Source organism: Agrobacterium sp. ST15.13.013, from assembly GCF_027956525.1.
Classification (GTDB): domain Bacteria; phylum Pseudomonadota; class Alphaproteobacteria; order Rhizobiales; family Rhizobiaceae; genus Agrobacterium; species Agrobacterium salinitolerans.
In genome coordinates, this window is sequence record NZ_JAQKGP010000004.1 from 65,492 (window position 1) to 86,025 (window position 20,534).

Below are 20,534 nucleotides of genomic sequence, written 5' to 3' on the forward strand. Positions count from 1 at the left end.
GCCATGACGGAAACAAATATCCAGCCGCTTCTCTCCGTCCGTGATCTCTCCGTTGCCTTCCATCAGGGCGGCGCGACGAGCATCGCCGTCGATCATGTCTCTTTCGATCTGATGCCGGGCGAGGTCGTCGCCCTCGTCGGCGAGTCCGGTTCCGGCAAATCGGTCACGGCAAATTCCATTCTCAAATTGCTGCCCTATCCGGCAGCGAGCCATCCTTCGGGAAAAATCCTGTTCGACGGCAAGGATATGCTGACTTTGCCGGAGCGCGCGCTGCGCGCCGTGCGCGGCAACGACGTCACCATGATTTTTCAGGAGCCGATGACCTCGCTCAACCCGCTCCACACCATCGAGCGGCAGATCGGCGAGATTCTGGAGCTGCATCAGGCGATTGCCGGAGCGGAGGCGCGGGCGCGCACGCTGGAACTGCTGCTGCAGGTGGGTATCCGAGAGCCGGAAAAGCGCCTGAAGGCCTATCCGCACGAATTGTCCGGCGGCCAGCGGCAGCGCGTGATGATTGCCATGGCGCTTGCCAACCGGCCGAAACTGCTGATCGCCGATGAACCGACGACGGCGCTCGACGTGACGGTTCAGGCGCAGATTCTCGAGCTGCTCGGCGATCTGAAAACGCAGCACGGCATGTCCATGCTGTTCATCACCCACGATCTCGGCATCGTCCGCAAATTTGCCGATCGCGTCTGCGTCATGACCAAGGGCAAGATCGTCGAGACCGGTACGGTGGAGCAGGTGTTTACCGATCCGCAACACGCCTATACGCGCCATCTTCTGGCGGCAGAGCCAAAGGGCGAGCCTCCCCATTCTGACGCAACCAAACCGGTGGTCATGCAGGGTGACGGTATCAAGGTCTGGTTCCCCATCAAGGCGGGGCTGATGCGCCGGGTGGTGGATCATGTGAAGGCGGTGGACGGCATAGATATCACCCTTCGCGCCGGCCAGACTGTGGGCGTTGTGGGCGAATCCGGCTCCGGCAAGACGACGCTCGGGCTGGCGCTCTCGCGGTTGATCGCATCTGAGGGTCGTATCAGCTTCATCGGCCAGTCGATCGACCACTATTCCTATGAAATGATGAAACCGCTCAGAAACCGGTTGCAGGTGGTGTTTCAGGATCCTTATGGGTCTCTCAGCCCGCGCATGTCTGTCGGCGAGATCGTCGCCGAGGGCTTGAAGGTGCATGAACGGTCTCTGTCTGCCGATGAGCGCGATAAGCGTGTCGCCACAGCGCTGGAAGAGGTCGGTCTCGATCCGGCCACCCGCTGGCGGTATCCGCATGAATTTTCCGGCGGCCAGCGCCAGCGTATCGCCATTGCCCGCGCCATGGTGCTGAAACCGCGTTTCGTCATGCTGGACGAGCCGACCTCCGCGCTCGACATGAGCGTGCAGGCGCAGGTGGTCGATCTGCTGCGCGATCTGCAGGCGAAGCACGAACTCGCCTACCTTTTCATCAGCCACGACCTGAAGGTGGTGAAGGCGCTCGCCAACGACCTGATCGTCATGCGCCACGGCAAGGTGGTGGAGAGCGGCCCGGCGGCGGAGATTTTCGCCAATCCGCAGCAGGACTACACCAAAGCGCTGCTGGCTGCCGCCTTCAACATTGAGGCGGTGAAAACGAAAGCGGTCAGCCAGTAAGACGCGTCACCTTTCCATTAAGACGATGATTTTTCTGTTGCTTCGCGGAAAAAGCCGACCCATGTTGAGGGGCAGTGACGCGGAAACGGATTGATTGCCATGGCAGCGGATGTGATCGTTTTGGGTGCGGGGATCATCGGGGTCTCCATCGCCCTGCAACTGGCCCGCAGGGGTAAGTCGGTGGTGCTGGTCGACCGGCGCGGGCCGGGTGAGGAGACCTCCTTCGGCAATGCCGGGCTGATCCAGAGAGAAGGCGTCGTACCTTATGCCTTCCCGCAGGATCTCGCCCTTCTGCTGCGCTATTCCCTGAACAACAGCATCGATGCTCGCTATCACCTCTCCGCCCTGCCGAAGATCGTGCCGTTTCTCGGCCGCTACTGGTATAATTCCGCAGCCTCGCGCCACGCGGCAATTGCCCGCGCCTATGCGCCGCTGATCGAGCATTCGGTTTCGGAACACAACATCCTGATCGAGGAAGCGAAAGCCGGTGATCTGATCGTCAAGAACGGCTGGATGGAGGCCTACAGGACCGCCGTAAGGCGGGATGCAGATTTTGCTTTCGCCGAGCGTCTGGCGCGCGACCACGGTATTTCCCATACGAAACTCGACGCCGAGGAGCTTGCCGCAGCCGAACCGCATCTCAGCCATGATTTCGTCGGCGGCCTGAAGTGGAACGATCCCTGGTCGGTGCGTGATCCGCATGCGCTGACGCTCGCTTATGTTCGGCTGTTCGAGAGCCTTGGCGGAAGTTTCGTCCGCGGTGATGCCTCCACCCTCAGCCAGACGGTGAGCGGTTGGACGGTGCGCACCGAAACCGGCGCAGTCGAGGCCGAACATGCCGTGGTGGCGCTAGGCCCCTGGGCGGATACCGTTACGGAACGGCTGGGTTACCGCTTTCCACTCGGTGTGAAACGCGGTTACCACATGCATTATGCGCCACAGGAGGGCGCGAAGCTCAATAACTGGCTGATCGACGCCGAGCGCGGTTATTTCCTCGCGCCGATGCGCAAGGGTATCCGCCTGACAACGGGCGCGGAATTCGCCGAACGCGATGCGCAGAAATCTCCCGTGCAGATCGAGCGGGCGGAGCGGGTGGCGCGTACCGTCTTTCCTCTCGGCGGCCGGCTGGATGCGGAACCGTGGATGGGAGCGCGGCCCTGTACGCCGGATATGATGCCGATCATCGGCAAGGCGCCGCGCCATAAAACATTGTGGTTTGCTTTCGGGCACGCCCACCATGGCCTCACACTTGGGCCGATCACCGGCCGTGTGCTGGCGGAAACCATGCTTGGCGAAACGTCGGTTATCGCCATCGACGCCTATCGCCCGGAAAGGTTCAATCCCTGATAGCTAAATCCGCTGGCCTTCCGGGGACAGGCCACGTAACATGGTCGCGTGCAAAGGGAAAAGGGGCGAAACGTCATCATGGTGGCGAGGTTTCTCATCTATCAGCAGCAGGACGACTTTCGTTAGCGCAACTCGCTGCGCATGAAACGAGATGGAAACGGCTTGCTGGTGCATGATGGATGATATTGAAAACGCAAAGAAATTTTTCGCCGATAATCCCGATATCGAAATTCTCGAAGCTTTCGTCATAGATGCGAACGGCGTGCCGCGCGGCAAGTGGATTCCGCGCGAACGGGCAATTGACGTTCTTGAGAAAGGAATGGCCATTCCCCGGTCGGTCTATGCGCTGGATATCTGGGGTCGAGATGTGCATGCTGCAGGTCTTGCGGAAGGCACGGGCGATCCAGACGGTTTTTGTTTCCCCGTTCCAGGCACGCTGTCGCGGGTGACATGGCTTGGCCGACCAACGGCACAGGTTCTGCTGGCAATGAAAAATCCGGATGGGACCGGCTTTTATGGCGATCCGCGCCATGTTCTGGCGCAGGTTCTAAGCGCCTATAAAAAGGCGGGCCTCACGCCGGTCGTGGCGACCGAACTTGAATTTTACCTGATCGATCCTGTCCGCTCCGCGCTCGATCCTGTCCGCCCGCCGCGCAGCCGCGAGGGCCGATGGCACACGGGCCAGACACAGGTTCTGTCGATTTCCGAATTACAGGATTTCGAGGATGTTTTCCATGATATTGCCACGGCCTGCCGCGCACAGGGCGTCCTTGCCGATACGACGCTGCGGGAAAACGGCCCCGGGCAATATGAGATCAACCTCAACCATGTGCCGGATGCATTGCAGGCGGCCGATTTCGCCGTCTTCCTGAAACGCATCGTCAAGGGCGTGGCGCGGCGGCATGACCTCGACGCCACCTTCATGGCCAAGCCTTACGGGTTGCAGGCCGGCAACGGCATGCACGTGCATTTTTCCGTTCTCGACAGGGACGGCAGGAACATATACGCCGGGGAGAACGGCCCGTCGGATGCTTTGATGCATTCGGTCGGCGGCCTCTTGGAAAACATGGGTGAAAGCATGGCGATCTTCGCCCCCCATGCCAATTCCTACCGCCGCCTGACCCCCAGCGAACATGCGCCGACCTACGCCTCCTGGGGCATCGACAACCGCTCGGCGGCGGTGCGTGTCATCGTTGCCAGCAAGACGGCGACGCGTATCGAACATCGGGTCGCGGGCGCTGATACCAACCCCTATCTCGTTGTCGCGATGATCCTGAGCGCCGCATTGGCAGGCATGAAGGAGAAGCGCCAGCCGGGCGGCGCGATTGCCGGCGACAGCCACGCGATCAATCACGAGCCGCTGCCCACCAACTGGGACTACGCGTTGCAGCGCTTCACGCGCTCGAGCTTTGCCTATGCGACGCTCGGCCAGAAGTACCGCACGCTGTTTTCCGCCTGCAAACAGCAGGAGCTTTCCGAATTTTCCCTGCGTGTAACCGACGTCGAATATGACGCCTATATCAGGACGGTGTGAGATGGCTGAGGTAACGAACATTCCCAATCCCGGTCACACATCATCGTGGTATGCGGCCTCCGCCAACGTCAAATCCGTGCGGCCCTCGCTCGAAGGGACACTGGAAGCCGATGTCTGCATCATCGGTGGCGGCTTCACCGGCATTTCCGCCGCGCTGGAACTCAGTGAACGCAGCTATTCCGTCATCGTCCTGGAAGGTGTCCGCGTCGGCTTCGGCGCTTCGGGGCGCAATGGCGGTCAGATCGTCAACGGCTATAGCCGTGATCTCGAAACCATTGCCGGTCGCTATGGGCATGACAAGGCGGTGAAACTCGGCGAAATGTCGCTTGAAGGCGGCGCGATCATCCGCAACCGCATCGCCAACTACGCCATCGATTGCGATCTCGTCGATGGCGGTTTCTTTGCCGCCTTCACACCGAAACAAATCCGCGAGATGGAAGCTCACAAAGCCCATTGGGAAAAACACGGTCATGGCGGTCTCGAAATGGTCTCCACGGCGGATGTCGGCCACTATGTGAAGACCGACCGTTATGCTGGCGGCATGATCGACCGCTTCGGTGGCCATATCCACCCGCTCAATCTGGTGCAGGGCGAGGCGGCGGCTGCCGAAAGCCTTGGAGCCCGCATATTCGAAAATTCGCGTGTCATCGCGGTGGAGCAGGGCGTCAATCCCATCGTGCGCACGGCAACGGGCAGCGTGAAGGCGAAATATGTTCTCGTCTGCGGCAACGCCTATCTCGGCACCTTGCTGCCGGAAATCGGCGAGCGGATGATGCCCGTCTCAAGCCAGGTCATGGCAACGGAGCCGCTTGATGCCGATCTGATCGAGGAGCTTCTGCCCGCCAATTATTGCGTCGAGGACGCCAATTACATTCTCGATTATTACCGCCGCACCTCCGACAATCGCCTGCTCTATGGCGGCGGCATCGGCTATGGCGGCAGCGATCCTGCCGATCTGACGGGTGTGATCCGGCCGAATATGCTGAAGACCTTTCCGCAACTGGAAAAGACGAAGATCGACTTTGCCTGGAGCGGCAATTTTGCGCTGACGCTCACGCGCATCCCGCATATGGGCAGGCTGTCCGACAATATCTATTTTTCGCATGGCGATAGCGGCCATGGCGTGACGACCACCCATTTGCTCGGCAAGATATTGGGCGAGGCCGTTGCCGGCCACGCCGAACGTTTCGATGTCTGGAGCTCGCTGCCGAACTATCCGTTCCCCGGGGGTAAGACATTCCGGGTGCCGCTGACCGTGCTTGGCGCATGGTGGTACGGCCTGCGCGACAGGCTCGGATTTTAGAACGTTACCGTCTTCAAACCGGAAAGTGCGTTATTCGCAATATCCTCCGGTGTGGCATCGATGCTGACGGTTACGACGCCCGGTTCGCCGGTCGGCACTTCCAGCGTGGCAAGCTGGGTCTGCAGCAGCGAAAGCGGCATGAAATGGCCCTTGCGCTCACCCATGCGCCGGCTGAGAAGCTCCAGGCTGCCATCCAGATAAACGAAAGCCAGCGGGCCGCCGGTGGCCTTGCGAAGGCGGTCGCGATAGATTTTCTTAAGCGCCGAGCAGGAAACGACGACACCGTCGCTTTCGCTGCCCTTGCGCAGTTCCGCGCCGATCAGATCGAGCCAGGGCCAACGGTCTTCGTCCGTCAGCGGAATACCTTCGGACATTTTTTCGACATTGGATTTCGGGTGCAGCTTGTCGCCCTCTATGAAGGCAATGCCCAGTTTCTCCGCCACTGCTTCCGCGACTGTGGACTTGCCGGAGCCGCTCACTCCCATCACGACAATTGCCTGTGTCACCCGCACCTCGAATGTTTCTGTTTCGACCGTCAGCCCCTATCATGTGCGGCAGGCATCGGGAATATAAAAATGCGGGGGCTTGCACTGTGTCAGTGCCCGGTTTTGTGCGCCGCAGTCTTTTCCATGGCGGAAAAGGCCGCGTGAATCAGGATCGCCAGCGCCGCAACGATCAGCCCGCCCTGAAGAATGAAGGCCAGATTGTTGGATTGCAGGCCAGCAATGATCACTTCGCCGAGGGTGCGCGCCGCGACTGTCGAGCCGATGGTTGCGGTCGAAAGGCTGATGACCGCCGAAAGCCGGATGCCGGCGAGAATGGCTGGAAGGGCAAGCGGCAACTCCACTTTGACAAGGCGTTGCCAGCCGGTCATGCCGCTTCCTCTCGCGGCGTCCATCACCGTGGCGGGCAGGGTCGTAAGACCCGTCAGCGAATTTTCGAATACCGGCAAAAGCGCGTAGAGAAACAGGGCAATGAGCGTCGGTTTTTCGCCAAAACCGATCATCGGCACGGCCAGCGCCAGCACCGCCACGGGCGGAAAGGTTTGGCCGATATTAACGATGCTGCGCGACAGCGGCAGGAAATCCGCCCCGAAAGGCCGGGTGACGAGAACCGCAAGGGCCCCCGCCGTGAGCGTGGCCAAGCCCGTGGCAATCGCCACGATAGTTAGATGCGACAGGGTGAGGGAAAGCAGATTGGCCTGCGTGTAGATTGCGGGTGCATTGGCCTGCACGAGAGGGCGGAACACCGGTGCGAAGACCTGCGGCGCTGCCAGAAAGATGATCAGCGCCAGTAGCAGTAGCCCGAGAGCAAAGAAGGATAATGCGTTTTTCATAGGGCTCCGGCGGCGCGCTGGAGGAGAACATCACGCCGCACCCGGCCGGCGGGTTGCCCATCGTCCCCGACGACCGGCAAGGCATCGCAGCCCGCCCATAACATGGCCGACAGGGCGTCGCGCTGGCTTGTATGTTCGGTGAGCGGTTCGCCCTTAGCATTTCCCGGCTCCACGACATCGGCAACGGAGAGAACGGATAGCAGTTTCAGCGCCCGTTCGTTTTCGCCGATCATGGTGCGCACGAAATCCGTCGCCGGTTTCAGCACCAATTCGGCCGGCGGGCAGTCTTGGACGATACGGCCTTTGTCCATCACGGCGATACGATCCGCCAGATGAAAAGCCTCGTCCATATCGTGTGTGACGAGAACGACGGTCACGCCGAGCTTTTTCTGGATGTCGAGAAGATCGTTCTGGGCCTTGGCGCGGATCACCGGGTCCAGCGCGCCGAAGGGTTCGTCCATCAGGAGAATGTTCGGTTCGGCGGCCAGCGCACGCGCGACGCCGACACGCTGCTGCTGACCGCCTGAGAGTTCATGCGGGAAACGGTTGGCATAAAGCGCGGGATCGAGCTGGAAGAGCTGCATCAGCGCGTCGATCTTCGCATTGATCCGCTTGCGATCCCAGCCGATCAACTGCGGAACAGTCGCAATATTTTCGGCCACCGTCCGGTGCGGAAAAAGGCCATGGCCCTGAATGGCGTAGCCGATCTGGCGGCGCAGCTTGAAGCCGGGTATGGCGCTGACATCCTCACCGTCGATACGGATCGTGCCGGAGGTGGGCTCCACCAGCCGGTTTATCATGCGCAGCAGGGTGGTTTTTCCCGAGCCGGAGGTGCCGACGATGACGGTGACGGTGCGCGGCGCGACAGTCAACGATACCTGATCAACGACGGCTGCATCGCCATATCGTTTCGTGATGGTGTCGATTTCGATCATGCCTTTTGCCTTCCGCCTGCGCTGAAGAGATTGCTGTCGATGAGGGCGTCGAGTGTTATTGCTGCGGCAAAGCCAAGAAGGACGGTCGGTACGGTGCCGAGCAGCACGAGGTCCATCGCTGTCTGCCCGATGCCCTGAAATACGAAAACGCCAAAACCGCCGCCGCCGATCAGGGCGGCTATCGTCGCCAGGCCGATATTCTGCACCAGTACGATGCGGATGCCGGTGAGGATGACCGGCATGGCCAGCGGAAATTCCACCCGCAGCAGCCGTTGCACCGGCGTCATGCCAAGCCCGCGCGCCGCTTCCCGGACCGCCTGCGAAACGCCGGAAAGACCGACCACAGTGTTGGAAACGACCGGCAGCAGCGAATAGAGAAACAACGCCACGAAAGCGGGCGCCATGCCGATGCCGGCGATGCCGATTTTCGCGGCGCCCGGCACAGTGGCTGCGATCCACCCCAGCGGGGCGATCAAAAGGCCGAAAAGGGCGATGGAAGGGATGGTCTGGACGATATTGAGGCCATTCAGTACACCCGCGCGCAACCACTCGACCCTGTAACAGAGTATCCCCAGGGGAATACCCACTACGGTCGCCGCGATCAGCGAGCCTATGGCAAGTTCCACGTGCCGCAAAGCCTCGGTCCAGAACGTATCGGCCCGGCCGGTATATTCCTTGATGATGGAGAGGTCGTTCCAGAGGCCGCTTGTCAGCACGGCCGCGAGTGCGGCGATGGCCGCCAGCAGCAACAAAATCCGGGCAGCGGGCTTCGGCTCAAGACGCGCAATACAATCCGTAGCGAGCAGAGCCAGACCGGCAAACATCAACCAGAAGCCGCTTGCGGGCGAAACGCGGGCAAAACTGTTACCCTCTGGCGTGAGAAAAGATGCCGCCTGCCCGATGAAAACCGCCAGTGCCGCAAGACCGACCAGCGCGGCTGCGAGTTTCAATCGCGTGGGAAACCGGAAAAAGGCGATGAAGACTGAAACAAGAACGATGGTGACGAGAAGAGTTGCAGCTGAACCCGGAAGCGCTTCGAAGACCGTGCGTGTCTCGCCCTGAACGATCCGGTTGGCACGCAATGTCATGAAAGGCGACGCAAAAAGCGCATAAAGAAGCAGGGACGAAATCACCACGCCCACTTTGTCAGGCCACTTCGTCAAATCCTGCTCCCCTGCCTTTTGTCTCGCCTACTCTGGATTCGGACCGGATCATGGGAACGTACCGGCTCCCGCAACCCGCTCCGGCGTCGCGAGCGGTTACTTGACGAAGCCGTTCTTTGTCAGGAAGTCGATGGCTACGGTCTTGGCCTGTTCACCCCCCACCTGCACGCGCGCATTCAGGTCCTGCAGGGTTGCCAGATCGAGTTTTTCGAACACGGGTTTCAGCAACTCTTCGATATTCGGGTGCTTTTTCAAAGCCTCTTCGCGAATGATCGGCGCTGGCTGATAGACCGGCTGCACATGTTTGTCATCCTCCAGCACCACGAGACCTGAAGGCGCGATGCCGCCATCCGTGCCATAGACCATGGCAGCATTGGCGTTGTTCGTCTGGTTGGCGGCGGCGGCGATCGTGGCCGCAGTGTCGCCGCCGGAAAGCGTGATCAACTGGTCAGGCTTCATGGTGAAGCCATAGGTGGTCTGAAATGCAGGCAGCGCAGCGGCGGAATTGACGAATTCGGAAGAAGCGGCAAGGACCACCTCGCCACCATCGGCAACATATTTGCCGAAGTCGGAAAGCGTCTTGAGATTGTTCTTGTCGGCGACGTCCTTGCGCAGCGCAATAGCCCAGGTGTTGTTGGCCGGAGATGGTGTCAGCCAGACGATCTTGTTGGCGTCGAAGTCGAGTGTTTTTGCTTCTTCATAGGCCTTGGCTGCATCTTTCCAGAGCGGATCGTCCGCCTTGGAGAAAAAGAAGGCGGCGTTGCCGGTATATTCCGGATAAATGTCGATCTCGCCGGCTGTGATCGCTTTTCGCACAACCGGCGTCGCGCCGAGCTGGATGCGATCCGTCGTTTCGATCTTGTTCTGATTGAGGACGGCGAGGATGATGTTTCCGAGAACACCGCCTTCCGTGTCGATCTTGGACGACACGACCACCTGCGCCTGCGCGATGGAAACAGAAAGGGCAAGCGCAAGTCCGGCGCCCGTCAACGTCATCAAGCGGTTCATGAATGTTCCTCCGGTGGGTCAGCCTGCGAACAGGCGAAAAATCGCCGCCGCAATTGCGGCACAACATAAACAGCCGGAAGGAAAAAAGGTTGCATGCCATCTGCTTTTTTTGCGTCATTGGCTGCGGCCGGACGCCGATAGTCAGGTTTCGCCGTCACGTTTGCGCGCATCCCTGCCCATGACGAGCGGCATGAGAACGGACAGAAACAAGAGCCGGATGACGTGATGGGAACCGACATAGGCGGTATCGGCATGCATCATCACCGCCATCGCCGCCATGGTTTCCAGACCGCCCGGCGAATAGGCGATCATGACGGCATTGAGAGGAACGCCGGTCACACCGGAAATCATCCAGGCAATGCTGCCAGCGATAACCATCACGGCGATGGTGACGACGAAGCCCGCCAGAAAGCCTTTCCGCACGTCCATCAGTGAGACATTCGAAAAGCGCGTGCCGATCAGGCAGCCGATAAGCACATAGACGGGCAGGCTGAGCCAGGTGGGAACACCGCCTTCGGTAAGGCCGGTAATATGGGTGCCTATGGAAATGGCGACACCGCCAAGCAGCAGGGCGGCCGGAAACTTCCAGCGCAGGAAGAGCCAGCCGGTCAGAAGCGATGCACCGATGGTCAGCGCCAGCGTAAAAAGGCCCATTGGCGGGTTGGCCACAAGCGGTTCCCTGCTGACAAGATCGAAATATTCGACGATCAGCGGCACGGAAAGCGTCAGCGCCAGCACCCGCACGCTTTGCACGATGCTGACGGTCGCAAGGTCGCTTTTCGTTTCGGCGCCGAGGCTGATGATATAGCTGAGATGACCGGGAGAGGCGCCTAGCATCGCTGTCGTCCGGTCGTAACCGAAGCCGTAATGCAGAATCCAGTAGGCGACATAGAGCATGATGACGACGGCGGCGAGCACGACTACGAAACTCAGGGGCCAGGTCTTTGCGGCGTCGATCACGGACGGCGTCACGCTCGTTCCCATCGAAATGCCGACGACGACGAAACAGGCGTTGCGGATAAAGGCGGGAATACCAAGCCTTACACCGGCCAGTCCCGTAATCGTCACGGCAAGCGCCGGGCCGGAAAGAAAAGGCGCCGGGATATCGATGAGACTGGCGAGCAGCGCACCAATGCTGCCGACGAGCGCGGTGAGCGCGAATGTATGGAGTTCAGGCTTGATGATCATTGCGACGCTGAGTGTTTGCTTGAAAAAGCTCGCGACCAAATGCGCCGCTTCCGTTCATGACGTCAACACGCAGGACCAGAAATATTACATTTCTTGCTTATTTACATAAGAAAAGCCCGTGGCCTACAGGGCACGGGCTATGGCAATTCCCGATGGGACAATGGGATGATCAGGCAGCCGGAAGGGGAGCGACCTTCGGCATTTCCGTGTCCAGACCCAGGAGGAAGTTGATCTGGGGCCGCGCCTTGACGAGATCATCGATTGAGTATTCCGCCAGAACGTCAAAAAAGGCATTAAGCGCCTTGCGAAGCGCCGAGTTGAGGCCGCAGCTATCTACAAGCGGACATTCCACCGCACCATCCTCAAAGCACTCGGCCATGGCGAAGCTGTCTTCAGTAACCTTCACCACGTCGAACAGGCTGATCTTGTCGGCGGGTTTGCCAAGACGCACGCCGCCGTTGCGGCCGCGCACGGTCTCCACCAGACCTGCCTTGTTGAGCGGCTGCAGGATTTTGAACAGGAACAGCTCCGAAACGCCATAGGCCCTGGCAATCTCGGGAATGCGGCTCAGATGGCCGTCATTTGCGGCGCAATACATCAACATGCGAACGGCATAGTTGGTCTGTTTGGTCAAGCGCATGCTGGTCTCCTAACTCTCAATGTGGAGTTATATAGTCTCTTTTTCAGTTTAGAACAATTCCAAAAACTGAAAAAACTGGTACCCATCCGATATTTCTCGAACAGCGTTGTTGACCGTCCGGATGATTCATGAACAAACAAGTCAAGAATCCGAATGTAATGGAGGCGTTCATAATGGCAAGCTTGAAATCATACTTTTCCGCTGCCGTTTTTTCAGGGTTGACGATCCTTGTCGCCGCGCCCGTCGCTTTGGCGGAGGGGGAGGTTAACGTCTATTCCTATCGCCAGCCTGAATTGATCCAGCCGCTGCTCGATGCTTTCACGAAGGAAACCGGGATAGAGGCGAATGTGCTTTTTCTCGACAAGGGGCTGGTGGAACGCATTCAGGCCGAGGGCGTCAATTCACCTGCGGATGTGTTGCTGACGGTCGATATCGCCCGTCTCGTCGAGGCGAGGGAGGGCAAGGTTACCCAGCCGGTCCTCAACGATCCCGTCATCGAAAAGGATATCCCCGCCAATCTGCGCGATCCCGAGGGCGAATGGTTTGGGCTCACCACGCGCGGCCGAGTGGTCTATGCGTCGAAGGAAAGGGTGACCCAGAAGGAGATTACCTATGAGGAGCTTGCCGATCCGAAATGGAAGGGCAAGATCTGCATTCGCGACGGCCAGCATTCCTATAATATCGCGCTGATCGCCTCGATGATCGCCCATCACGGCGTCGATTATACCCGCACATGGCTGACCGGCCTGAAGAACAATCTTGCTCGCAAGCCTGATGGAACCGACCGCAGCCAGGCGAAATCGATCTTTTCCGGTGAATGCGATATCGCGCTCGGCAACACCTATTATGTCGGCCTGATGCTGACCAATGATCGCGAGCCGGAAGAAAAGGAATGGGCCGGATCGGTGCGGGTGATTTTCCCCAATGCGGGCGATCGCGGCACGCATGTGAATATCTCCGGCATGGCTCTGACGAAATACGCCCCCAACAAAGACAATGCGCTGAAGCTGATGGAATTCCTGGCCTCGCGGGAGGCGCAGGAAATCTACGCCAGGCAGGTCTTTGAATATCCGGTGCTGCCCGGTGCGGAGCCATCCGATGTTGTGAAGGGCTTCGGCCCCATCAATCCGGACAAGCTGCCGCTGACGGACATAGCCGCCCATCGCAAGCAGGCGTCCGAACTGGTTGATGAAGTGGGTTTCAACGACGGCCCGACCAACTAATCCCGGCGCAACCCTTACCGTTCTGCCGAAATCTAATAAAAAGCCCCGCTGTTTTTGCAGCGGGGCTTTGTTTGTCTACGTGCTTCTCGGGTTACTTCATTGTCGGCATGACGAATTCTGCGCCCGACTTGATACCCGACGGCCAGCGCGAGGTGATCGTCTTGGTCTTTGTCCAGAACTTGATCGAATCCGTGCCGTGCTGGTTGAGGTCGCCGAAGCTCGAAGCCTTCCAGCCGCCGAAGGAATGATAGGCGAGCGGAACGGGGATCGGAACGTTGATGCCGATCATGCCGATATTGATGCGGCTTGCGAAGTCGCGGGCGGCATCGCCGTCACGGGTGTAGATCGCGACGCCGTTGCCATATTCGTGCTTCATCGGCAATTCCAGCGCGTCTTCGTAGTTCTTGGCGCGCACGACGGAGAGAACCGGTCCGAAGATTTCCGTCTTGTAGATGTCCATGTCAGGAGTGACATGGTCGAACAGGCAGCCACCGACGAAATAGCCGTCTTCATAACCCTGCAGCTTGAAGTCGCGGCCATCGACCAGTAGCTTTGCGCCCTGTTCGACACCGCTGTCGATCAGACCCTTGACGCGCGTCTGGGCTTCCTTGGTGACGAGCGGACCCATATCGGCCTTGTCATCGGTATAGGGACCGATCTTCAGCGCCTCGATCTGCGGGATGAGCTTTTCAACGAGGCGATTTGCCGTTTCTTCGCCAACCGGAACCGCAACGGAAACCGCCATGCAACGCTCGCCGGCGGAACCGTAACCTGCGCCCATCAAGGCGTTTACCGCCTGGTCGAGATCGGCATCCGGCATGATGATCATGTGGTTCTTCGCACCGCCGAAGCACTGCGCACGCTTGCCGTTCATGGCGGCCGTGCCGTAGACGTAGCGCGCAATCGGCGTCGAGCCGACGAAGGAGACCGCGCCGATATCGGGATCGGTCAGGATGGCGTCGACCGCGCCCTTGTCGCCGTTGACGACGTTCAGGATGCCAGCCGGAAGACCGGCTTCGATCATCAGTTCGGCAAGGCGGATTGGCAGGGACGGGTCGCGCTCGGAAGGCTTGAGGATGAAGGCGTTGCCGCAGGCGATCGCCGGGGCGAACATCCACATCGGGATCATGCCGGGGAAGTTGAACGGGGTGATGCCCGCACCGATGCCGACCGGCTGGCGGATCGAATACATGTCAATCGCAGGGCCAGCACCTTCGGTGAATTCACCCTTCTGCAGATGCGGAATGCCGCAGACGAATTCGCACACTTCGAGGCCACGGACGATATCGCCCTTGGAATCCTCGACGGTCTTGCCGTGCTCGCTGGAAAGCAGCACCGCCAGCTCATTCATGTCGCGGTTCAGAAGCTCGACGAATTTAAAGAAAACGCGGGCGCGGCGCTGCGGATTGGTGGCGGCCCATTTTGGCTGTGCCGCTTTTGCGCTCTCAACAGCGGCGCGAAGCTCGGCATCGCTCGCAAGCGCGACAGTCGCCTGAACTTCGCCAGTGGCCGGGTTGTAGACATTCGATGTGCGACCGCTGGTGCCGGGCACATGCTTGCCATTAATGAAATGACCGATTTCCTTCATGGGTTTTCCTCCAGAATGTGATGGCGCAGCATTACCTTTCGATTTGCACAAATCAATCGCCTGAAATAAGCATCCATTGTGCAAAAATAGACATAAGGAGGGTGCCATGAACTGGGATGATGTGCGTTTGTTTCTAAGCGTGGCGCGAAGCGGCCAGTTTCTTTCGGCGGCGAGAAAGCTCGGTGTGAACCACGCCACCCTCAGCCGCCGTATTTCCGCGTTGGAAGCGGCCATCGGCACACAGCTCTTCCTGAGAAGCACCAATGGCTGCGAGTTGACGGAAGAGGGCCAGCGCCTTCTTGCCGGGGCCGAGCGCATGGAAACCGAAATGCTGAATGCCCAGGCAAATCTCGGCCGCGTCGATACGGCGGTGGCGGGAACGGTGCGCATCGGCGCGCCGGATGGTCTCGGCGTTTCCTTCCTCGCGCCGCGGCTCGGCCGGCTGACGGCGCGTTATCCCGATCTTAAAATCCAGCTCGTGCCGGTGCCACGCTCTTTCTCTCTGTCGCAGCGCGAGGCCGATATAGCCATCACCATCGAAAGGCCGGAGCAGGGCAGGCTGATGTTTTCGAAGCTCACCGATTATTCGCTGGGCCTCTATGCCTCGGCGGATTATCTGGCCGATTACGGAACGCCTGATGATGTCGAGGCACTGAAGCGCCACCGGCGGATCGGTTATGTAGAGGACCTGATCTTTTCGCCTTCACTTAACTTTACCGGTGAGATCATGCGCGACTGGGACGCCGCCTTCGAAATATCGAGCGCCACCGGTCAGACCGAGGCAGTGCGCTCCGGTGCGGGTATCGGTATCCTGCATAATTACATCGCGGGGCAATATCCCGAGCTTTTGCGCATCATGCCGCAACTCACCATCAGCCGGTCCTATTGGACAGCCTATCACGAATCCGCCCGTCAACTTGTCCGCGTCCGCACAGTGGTCGATTTTCTCCAGGAACTCGTGGCCGAAGAACGGCGGATATTCACCTGACATCCCACATGTCGATATTATTAGTACTATTAATTGTTCGGGCCTGGCTGTTCGGGGCTTGACAAAGGATAGCTGGCTGGACGACCAATGCAGCCATTGGGAGAGATCGGAACTGACATGTCTATACTACGTAAGCTTTCGCCGACTGGCCTCGGCGTGGCCGTCATGCTGCTTGGAATGCTGCTTTTCGCACTGAACGACGCCATGGGGAAGTGGCTCGTCGCCACCTATAGCCAGGGTCAGGTGATCCTTATTCGCAGCGCGGCGGCGCTTATTATCCTCGTTCCGATCGTCTGGCGTGCCGGCCTCTCCGGCCTTGTCAGAATTGAGCGTCCCGGCCTTCAGTTTGCGCGCGTTTTCTTTTCCACCGCAGAACTCTTCTGTTTCTATTTCGCCGTCGCGGCCCTGCCGCTCGCCGATGTCATGACCTATTGGCTGGCCGCCCCCATTTATGTGGCGGCGCTCTCACCGTTTCTGCTCGGAGAAAAAGTGGGCTGGCGTCGCTGGACGGCCATCGCCATCGGTTTTGTCGGCGTTCTCATCGCGCTCAAGCCCAGTTCGGCAAGCCTCACCTCCGCAGCATTGTTTTCGATCCTCGGTAGCGCCGCTTTCGCTTTCATGATGTTGTCTGGCCGCCAGCTGCGCAATACGCCGGATACCGTGCTTGCCTTCTGGCAGATCATCGGTGCGGCGCTTGCGGGCATTGTCGCGGTATTCCTTACGCCATCGGGATGGCTGCCGGTTCAGTCCGGTTTCGATCTCGCCTTCCTCGGCCTGCTTGGCGTCGTCGCCATGACAGCGCATGTGCTGGTCAACCGGGCACTTAAACTCGCCGATGCTGCAACCGTCGCACCGCTGCAATATACGCTGCTGCTCTGGGCGGTGATCTTCGGCTGGCTGTTCTTCAACGATGTGCCGCAGACCAGTATCGTTGTCGGTGCAGGCCTGATTGTTCTTTCCGGACTTTATATTTTCTTCCGCGAAAATACACTCAAGCGACGCCGTGAAACCGCCGAAGGACTGGCTGCGGAGCAGGTTTGATCTTTCCAGTTCGCCGTGGTCACAATCACGGGTCTTGACGAAGGCGTGATCTTCAGGAAGTAAGAAGGGGCCCTGCGATGATTTGTCTCGCAACGGCAGAGGAAACAAAGGTGCCGGGCCCCTCTGGCGAGAGTTTTACGGCGCTCTCGCGATGTCGGTACCGCCTGCAAAAATTGGCCGGCGGATTAAAAACTATGAAAAACCTGAATGTGCTTCGCGCGCGTGCTTTCTGCGTGCGGCCCGACGCCTCTCGTCGGTCCGTGAACGTCCTCGTCATTGGAGGCGACCGGACATGAGCGCTGCCCAGAAAAACACGCTTACCTACTTCAAGTGGGCTTTTATCGTCACCATCGTCGGCCTGATCCTCGGCGGTTATCTCGGTTGGGAAATGACCGGAACGGTGGGCGGCACGGCGACGATCTTCTTCATCTGTGTCGTTCTGGCGGTGCTGGAAATCTCACTTTCCTTCGACAACGCCATCGTTAACGCCAACAAGCTGAAGGATATGACACCGGTCTGGCAGCATCGCTTCCTGACATGGGGTATTCTGATTGCCGTTTTCGGCATGCGTATCGTCTTCCCGCTGCTCATCGTGGTCGTCGCGGCCAATGTCGGCCCCTGGACAGCTCTCGTCATGGCGGCCACACAGCCGGAGCGTTATGCGGAAATCATGCGTGACGCCCATCTGCCGATTGCGGCTTTCGGCGGCACCTTCCTGATGATGGTCGGCCTCAACTTCTTCTTCGACCACGAAAAGGATGTGCACTGGGTACGCTGGATCGAGGAAAAGGCTGCAATCTATTCCTCCGTCAAGGGCATCGAGATTGCCTTCGTGCTGGTCGTCATGCTGATCTTTTCCCGCATCATCGGCGCAAGCGACAATCCTGAACTTGGTCCGGTCGCCGCCAACACCTTCTTCCATTCGGCGATCTGGGGTCTTCTGACCTTCCTGCTGGTGGAAGTTGTCGGCGGTATTCTCGACCGCAGCCAGGAAATGCTGGAGGGCGCTGCAAAAGGCGGCTTCGGTGCGTTTCTTTACCTCGAAGTGCTGGATGCCAGCTTCTCCTTCGACGGCGTGATCGGCGCTTTCGCGCTGACGCAGAACCTCTTCATTATCGCCATCGGCCTCGGCATCGGTGCCATGTATGTGCGCTCGATGACCATTATGCTGGTCGAGAAGGGAACCCTGGCCGAATATCGCTATCTGGAGCACGGCGCCTTTTATGCGATCCTCATCCTGTCCGTCATCATGTACGTGCAGACCATGGTGCATATTCCGGAGGTCATCACGGGCCTTGGCGGCGCGGGCCTGATCGGCATCTCGCTCTGGTCGTCGATCCGCTATAACCGGCGACAGAATGCCGATGCGGTCGATGCCGCGCGTGGCGCGGAGATCTGATCCGCGTATCCTTGCCTTCCGCTGTCGCGGCGGAAGGCAATTTTTATGCATTGAGTTATTTTTGCCTATTTTTATTGCTGCTTATCCTTTGCGGAAAATTTCGCCAAAAGACGAATTTTTCCCTTAAGTTGCTGTTTTTACGAATATTTGTGCGTTGCATCAAAACTGGCACGCTTCCTGCTTCTTATCCTGCAAGTCCAGAGGGGACATCATGGCCCGAAAACGGGTCAACAAATACCGCCGCGCCGCGCGATCTTTCTGATCTGCGCCGTGCGGCGGTTCTGTTTGTGCGGGATGGTTCTTGAGTTTTCCGTTCTCTTGAATGAAAAAGGTAAGAAAACGACTGGAGGGGCAAGGTTTGCCTGCACAATTGTCGCCCTCGGAGGCGCTTGGCCTCTGGCATCGTGTGTCCACGACGCAGGTCATTGACGATCAGCCGGATTTGACCTTGCGTCAAACCGCCATCCTGCTGCAGATTTATCTCGTCACGCCACCACACACCGTCAGGGGTCTTGCGGCAACGATGGGAGTCACCAAACCGGTCATTACCCGCGCGCTCGACAGCCTCGGCGCTCTCGGACTCGTCGATCGGGTTCGGGATGAGCGGGACAAGCGCAATGTCGTGATAAAACGTACGGTGGCTGGTGCGCTTTATCTGGAAAAATTCGGCGACCTGATTATTGATCAGGCACGCAAGATCTAACCCCTGGATGTGAAACCCATGATGCTCGACCGCCGCCTGAATGTCTTCCGCTCCGATCTCGCCGATGAAAAGCTGCGGGGCGTGGTGCAGGCCGAACGTTTTGTCAGCGGCTCGCCTGCCCAGATCGCGGTGCCGGTTATTGGCCTGCGGCCGACGCCGGACCTTGCCGTCGGCATCGATACCGAGCTGCTGTCTGGCGAAACCATCCGTGTTTTCGACCGGGCGAACGGCTGGGCATGGGTGCAGGCGGATGCGGATGGTTATGCCGGCTATGTGCCGGAAAAGGCGATTGGCGATGTCGTTGTCGCCACCCATCGGGTGACTGCGCCGCGCACTTTTCTCTATCCAGCCGCTGAGTTGCGCAAACCGCCGGTCGCAGCACTGTCCATGGGTAGCCTGATCCAGATTGTAGGCGAGGCGGAGACACGCGGTACCCGTTACCTGCTGACCGAAAAAGGCGAAGGCATCATCGCCGCTCATTGCCAGGCCGTCGACGCGGCGCTTGACGAAGATTATGTGGCGGTGGCGCTGCGCTTTATCGAAACGCCCTATCTCTGGGGCGGACGCTCCGGCTTCGGTATCGATTGTTCCGGCCTCGTGCAGCTTTCCATGGCCATGACGGGCCGGCGGGTTCTGCGCGATACCGACATGCAGGTGAAGTCGCTCGGTGTGGAAATCGAGCGGGATGAATTGCGCCGCGGCGATCTCGTCTTCTGGAAGGGCCATGTCGGCCTCATGGAAAGCGAGGAAACCTTGCTGCATGCCAATGGCCATACGATGAATGTTGCACGCGAAAATCTCGATGCGGCCATCCAGCGCATCGGCTGGCTTTACGAAAAGCCGACGGCTTTCCGCCGGCTGGAGGATTGAGAAGGCGGCTTTCACGAAATTGTGCCTGCCGGGCCCTTTGTGGGAGAGTTTCCGACGCCTACATCGGTTGGATGATGGTATGGGACTGGCAACGATGAAGACGAGAACGGCAACACGACTGGCAACGATCGTCACAGCGATTTTGCTGAGCGCCCCTGCGCAGGCGCAGACCGTTTTTCAGAATGGTTTTGCCCCCGCACCGGATGCCTATGCAAACCTGCCGGGCGTCAAGGACCCGCGAACGCTGCAGCCAAAGGTCCGTTACAACTGCCATAGCGCATTGGGTGTGACCGGATATTCCCGAGGTCCTTACCGGGATGTTTTCGGCAGCCGTGGGCTTCCCGTTCAGGGGTATCGCTGTACCGACGAAAACGGCATTTCCAGTTTCGGCGGCAGAAATCCGGTCTCCAAGGACTGGTATCCCGGCATAAACCCCGTCGACCCGACCTTCTGAAGCCGCATGGTTTGAACGCCGGACCGAAAACCCCTTTGTGGTCTTCGGAAAATCGATGCGTGAGCTGTGGTGGCAGGCATTTGCCAGGCGGGTGCTCTGGACTTGTTGTCGCTTTTTCAGATAAATCTTCCGCATGACAGGTTGATACCTGCCAGGGTGCGGAGTGACAT

20 protein-coding genes are annotated in these 20,534 nt (G+C 59.1%); 12 read left to right on the top strand and 8 right to left on the bottom strand.

The features are described from left to right. Window positions 1-3: 3 nt before the first annotated feature. The 4 genes from PL597_RS05655 (at window position 4) to PL597_RS05670 (ending at window position 5,828) form a co-directional block, all read left to right on the top strand. Complete coding sequence (locus PL597_RS05655; protein WP_271364740.1) at window positions 4-1,644, top strand: ABC transporter ATP-binding protein; 1,641 nt, start codon at window positions 4-6, stop codon at window positions 1,642-1,644. 99 nt (window positions 1,645-1,743) lie between these two features. Next, window positions 1,744-2,991: an NAD(P)/FAD-dependent oxidoreductase gene (locus PL597_RS05660; RefSeq protein WP_269833587.1), complete on the top strand. Its 1,248-nt coding sequence runs from the start codon at window positions 1,744-1,746 to the stop codon at window positions 2,989-2,991. Between the two features lie 172 nt (window positions 2,992-3,163). After that, window positions 3,164-4,525 carry a glutamine synthetase family protein gene (locus PL597_RS05665; protein WP_165691302.1) on the top strand — a complete coding sequence of 454 codons (1,362 nt, stop codon included), beginning with the start codon at window positions 3,164-3,166 and terminating at the stop codon, window positions 4,523-4,525. 1 nt (window position 4,526) lies between these two features. Continuing rightward, a complete protein-coding gene (locus PL597_RS05670) occupies window positions 4,527-5,828 on the top strand; it encodes an NAD(P)/FAD-dependent oxidoreductase (protein WP_271364741.1) in 1,302 nt (433 codons plus the stop codon). On the opposite strand, the gene PL597_RS05675 is transcribed toward PL597_RS05670, so the two are convergent. From PL597_RS05675 to rirA, 7 genes are all read right to left on the bottom strand, one after another. Further along, the gene (locus PL597_RS05675) at window positions 5,825-6,313 is read right to left on the bottom strand and encodes a gluconokinase (RefSeq protein WP_162520591.1); all 489 of its coding nucleotides are present in this window, start codon (window positions 6,311-6,313) and stop codon (window positions 5,825-5,827) included. The genes PL597_RS05670 and PL597_RS05675 overlap by 4 nt on opposite strands. Before the next feature lie 110 nt (window positions 6,314-6,423). Further along, window positions 6,424-7,164 carry an ABC transporter permease gene (locus PL597_RS05680; protein WP_271364742.1) on the bottom strand — a complete coding sequence of 247 codons (741 nt, stop codon included), beginning with the start codon at window positions 7,162-7,164 and terminating at the stop codon, window positions 6,424-6,426. Further along, the gene (locus PL597_RS05685; protein WP_269824869.1) at window positions 7,161-8,099 is read right to left on the bottom strand and encodes an ABC transporter ATP-binding protein; all 939 of its coding nucleotides are present in this window, start codon (window positions 8,097-8,099) and stop codon (window positions 7,161-7,163) included. The genes PL597_RS05680 and PL597_RS05685 overlap by 4 nt, the downstream gene beginning before the upstream one ends. After that, the gene (locus tag PL597_RS05690) at window positions 8,096-9,262 is read right to left on the bottom strand and encodes an ABC transporter permease (RefSeq protein WP_271364743.1); all 1,167 of its coding nucleotides are present in this window, start codon (window positions 9,260-9,262) and stop codon (window positions 8,096-8,098) included. The genes PL597_RS05685 and PL597_RS05690 overlap by 4 nt, the downstream gene beginning before the upstream one ends. Window positions 9,263-9,358: 96 nt before the next feature. Then, window positions 9,359-10,270 (bottom strand): glycine betaine ABC transporter substrate-binding protein OsmF, encoded by a 912-nt coding sequence (gene osmF, locus PL597_RS05695; protein ID WP_137409585.1) that lies wholly within the window; start codon window positions 10,268-10,270, stop codon window positions 9,359-9,361. A gap of 141 nt (window positions 10,271-10,411) precedes the next feature. Beyond that, on the bottom strand, window positions 10,412-11,458 hold the full coding sequence (locus PL597_RS05700; protein ID WP_077984515.1) for an AbrB family transcriptional regulator: 1,047 nt from the start codon (window positions 11,456-11,458) through the stop codon (window positions 10,412-10,414). 169 nt (window positions 11,459-11,627) lie between these two features. Beyond that, the gene (gene rirA / locus PL597_RS05705; RefSeq protein WP_077984514.1) at window positions 11,628-12,098 is read right to left on the bottom strand and encodes an iron-responsive transcriptional regulator RirA; all 471 of its coding nucleotides are present in this window, start codon (window positions 12,096-12,098) and stop codon (window positions 11,628-11,630) included. 173 nt (window positions 12,099-12,271) lie between these two features. Here rirA and PL597_RS05710 point away from each other — a divergent pair, with 173 nt between their 5' ends. Further along, window positions 12,272-13,321 (top strand): Fe(3+) ABC transporter substrate-binding protein, encoded by a 1,050-nt coding sequence (locus tag PL597_RS05710; protein WP_271364744.1) that lies wholly within the window; start codon window positions 12,272-12,274, stop codon window positions 13,319-13,321. A 91-nt stretch (window positions 13,322-13,412) separates the two neighbouring features. On the opposite strand, the gene PL597_RS05715 is transcribed toward PL597_RS05710, so the two are convergent. Beyond that, a complete protein-coding gene (locus PL597_RS05715) occupies window positions 13,413-14,909 on the bottom strand; it encodes a CoA-acylating methylmalonate-semialdehyde dehydrogenase (protein WP_077984513.1) in 1,497 nt (498 codons plus the stop codon). Between the two features lie 106 nt (window positions 14,910-15,015). On the opposite strand from PL597_RS05715, the gene PL597_RS05720 reads away from it, so the two are divergent. The 7 genes from PL597_RS05720 to PL597_RS05750 all read left to right on the top strand — a co-directional run bounded on the left by PL597_RS05720 (window position 15,016) and on the right by PL597_RS05750 (window position 20,364). Beyond that, window positions 15,016-15,897 (top strand): LysR family transcriptional regulator, encoded by an 882-nt coding sequence (locus PL597_RS05720; protein ID WP_077984612.1) that lies wholly within the window; start codon window positions 15,016-15,018, stop codon window positions 15,895-15,897. A gap of 117 nt (window positions 15,898-16,014) precedes the next feature. Next, on the top strand, window positions 16,015-16,938 hold the full coding sequence (locus tag PL597_RS05725) for a DMT family transporter (RefSeq protein WP_193559328.1): 924 nt from the start codon (window positions 16,015-16,017) through the stop codon (window positions 16,936-16,938). Between the two features lie 292 nt (window positions 16,939-17,230). Beyond that, window positions 17,231-18,337, top strand: a complete 1,107-nt coding sequence (locus PL597_RS05730) for a DUF475 domain-containing protein (protein WP_137409587.1) — start codon at window positions 17,231-17,233, stop codon at window positions 18,335-18,337. Window positions 18,338-18,348: 11 nt separating this feature from the next. Then, window positions 18,349-18,642, top strand: a complete 294-nt coding sequence (locus PL597_RS05735; RefSeq protein ID WP_271364745.1) for a hypothetical protein — start codon at window positions 18,349-18,351, stop codon at window positions 18,640-18,642. 53 nt (window positions 18,643-18,695) lie between these two features. Next, window positions 18,696-19,040 (top strand): MarR family winged helix-turn-helix transcriptional regulator, encoded by a 345-nt coding sequence (locus PL597_RS05740; RefSeq protein ID WP_077984611.1) that lies wholly within the window; start codon window positions 18,696-18,698, stop codon window positions 19,038-19,040. 18 nt (window positions 19,041-19,058) lie between these two features. Beyond that, complete coding sequence (locus tag PL597_RS05745) at window positions 19,059-19,910, top strand: C40 family peptidase (protein ID WP_142913760.1); 852 nt, start codon at window positions 19,059-19,061, stop codon at window positions 19,908-19,910. Window positions 19,911-20,004: 94 nt separating this feature from the next. Further along, window positions 20,005-20,364 (top strand): hypothetical protein, encoded by a 360-nt coding sequence (locus tag PL597_RS05750; protein ID WP_077984610.1) that lies wholly within the window; start codon window positions 20,005-20,007, stop codon window positions 20,362-20,364. Window positions 20,365-20,534 lie beyond the last annotated feature (170 nt).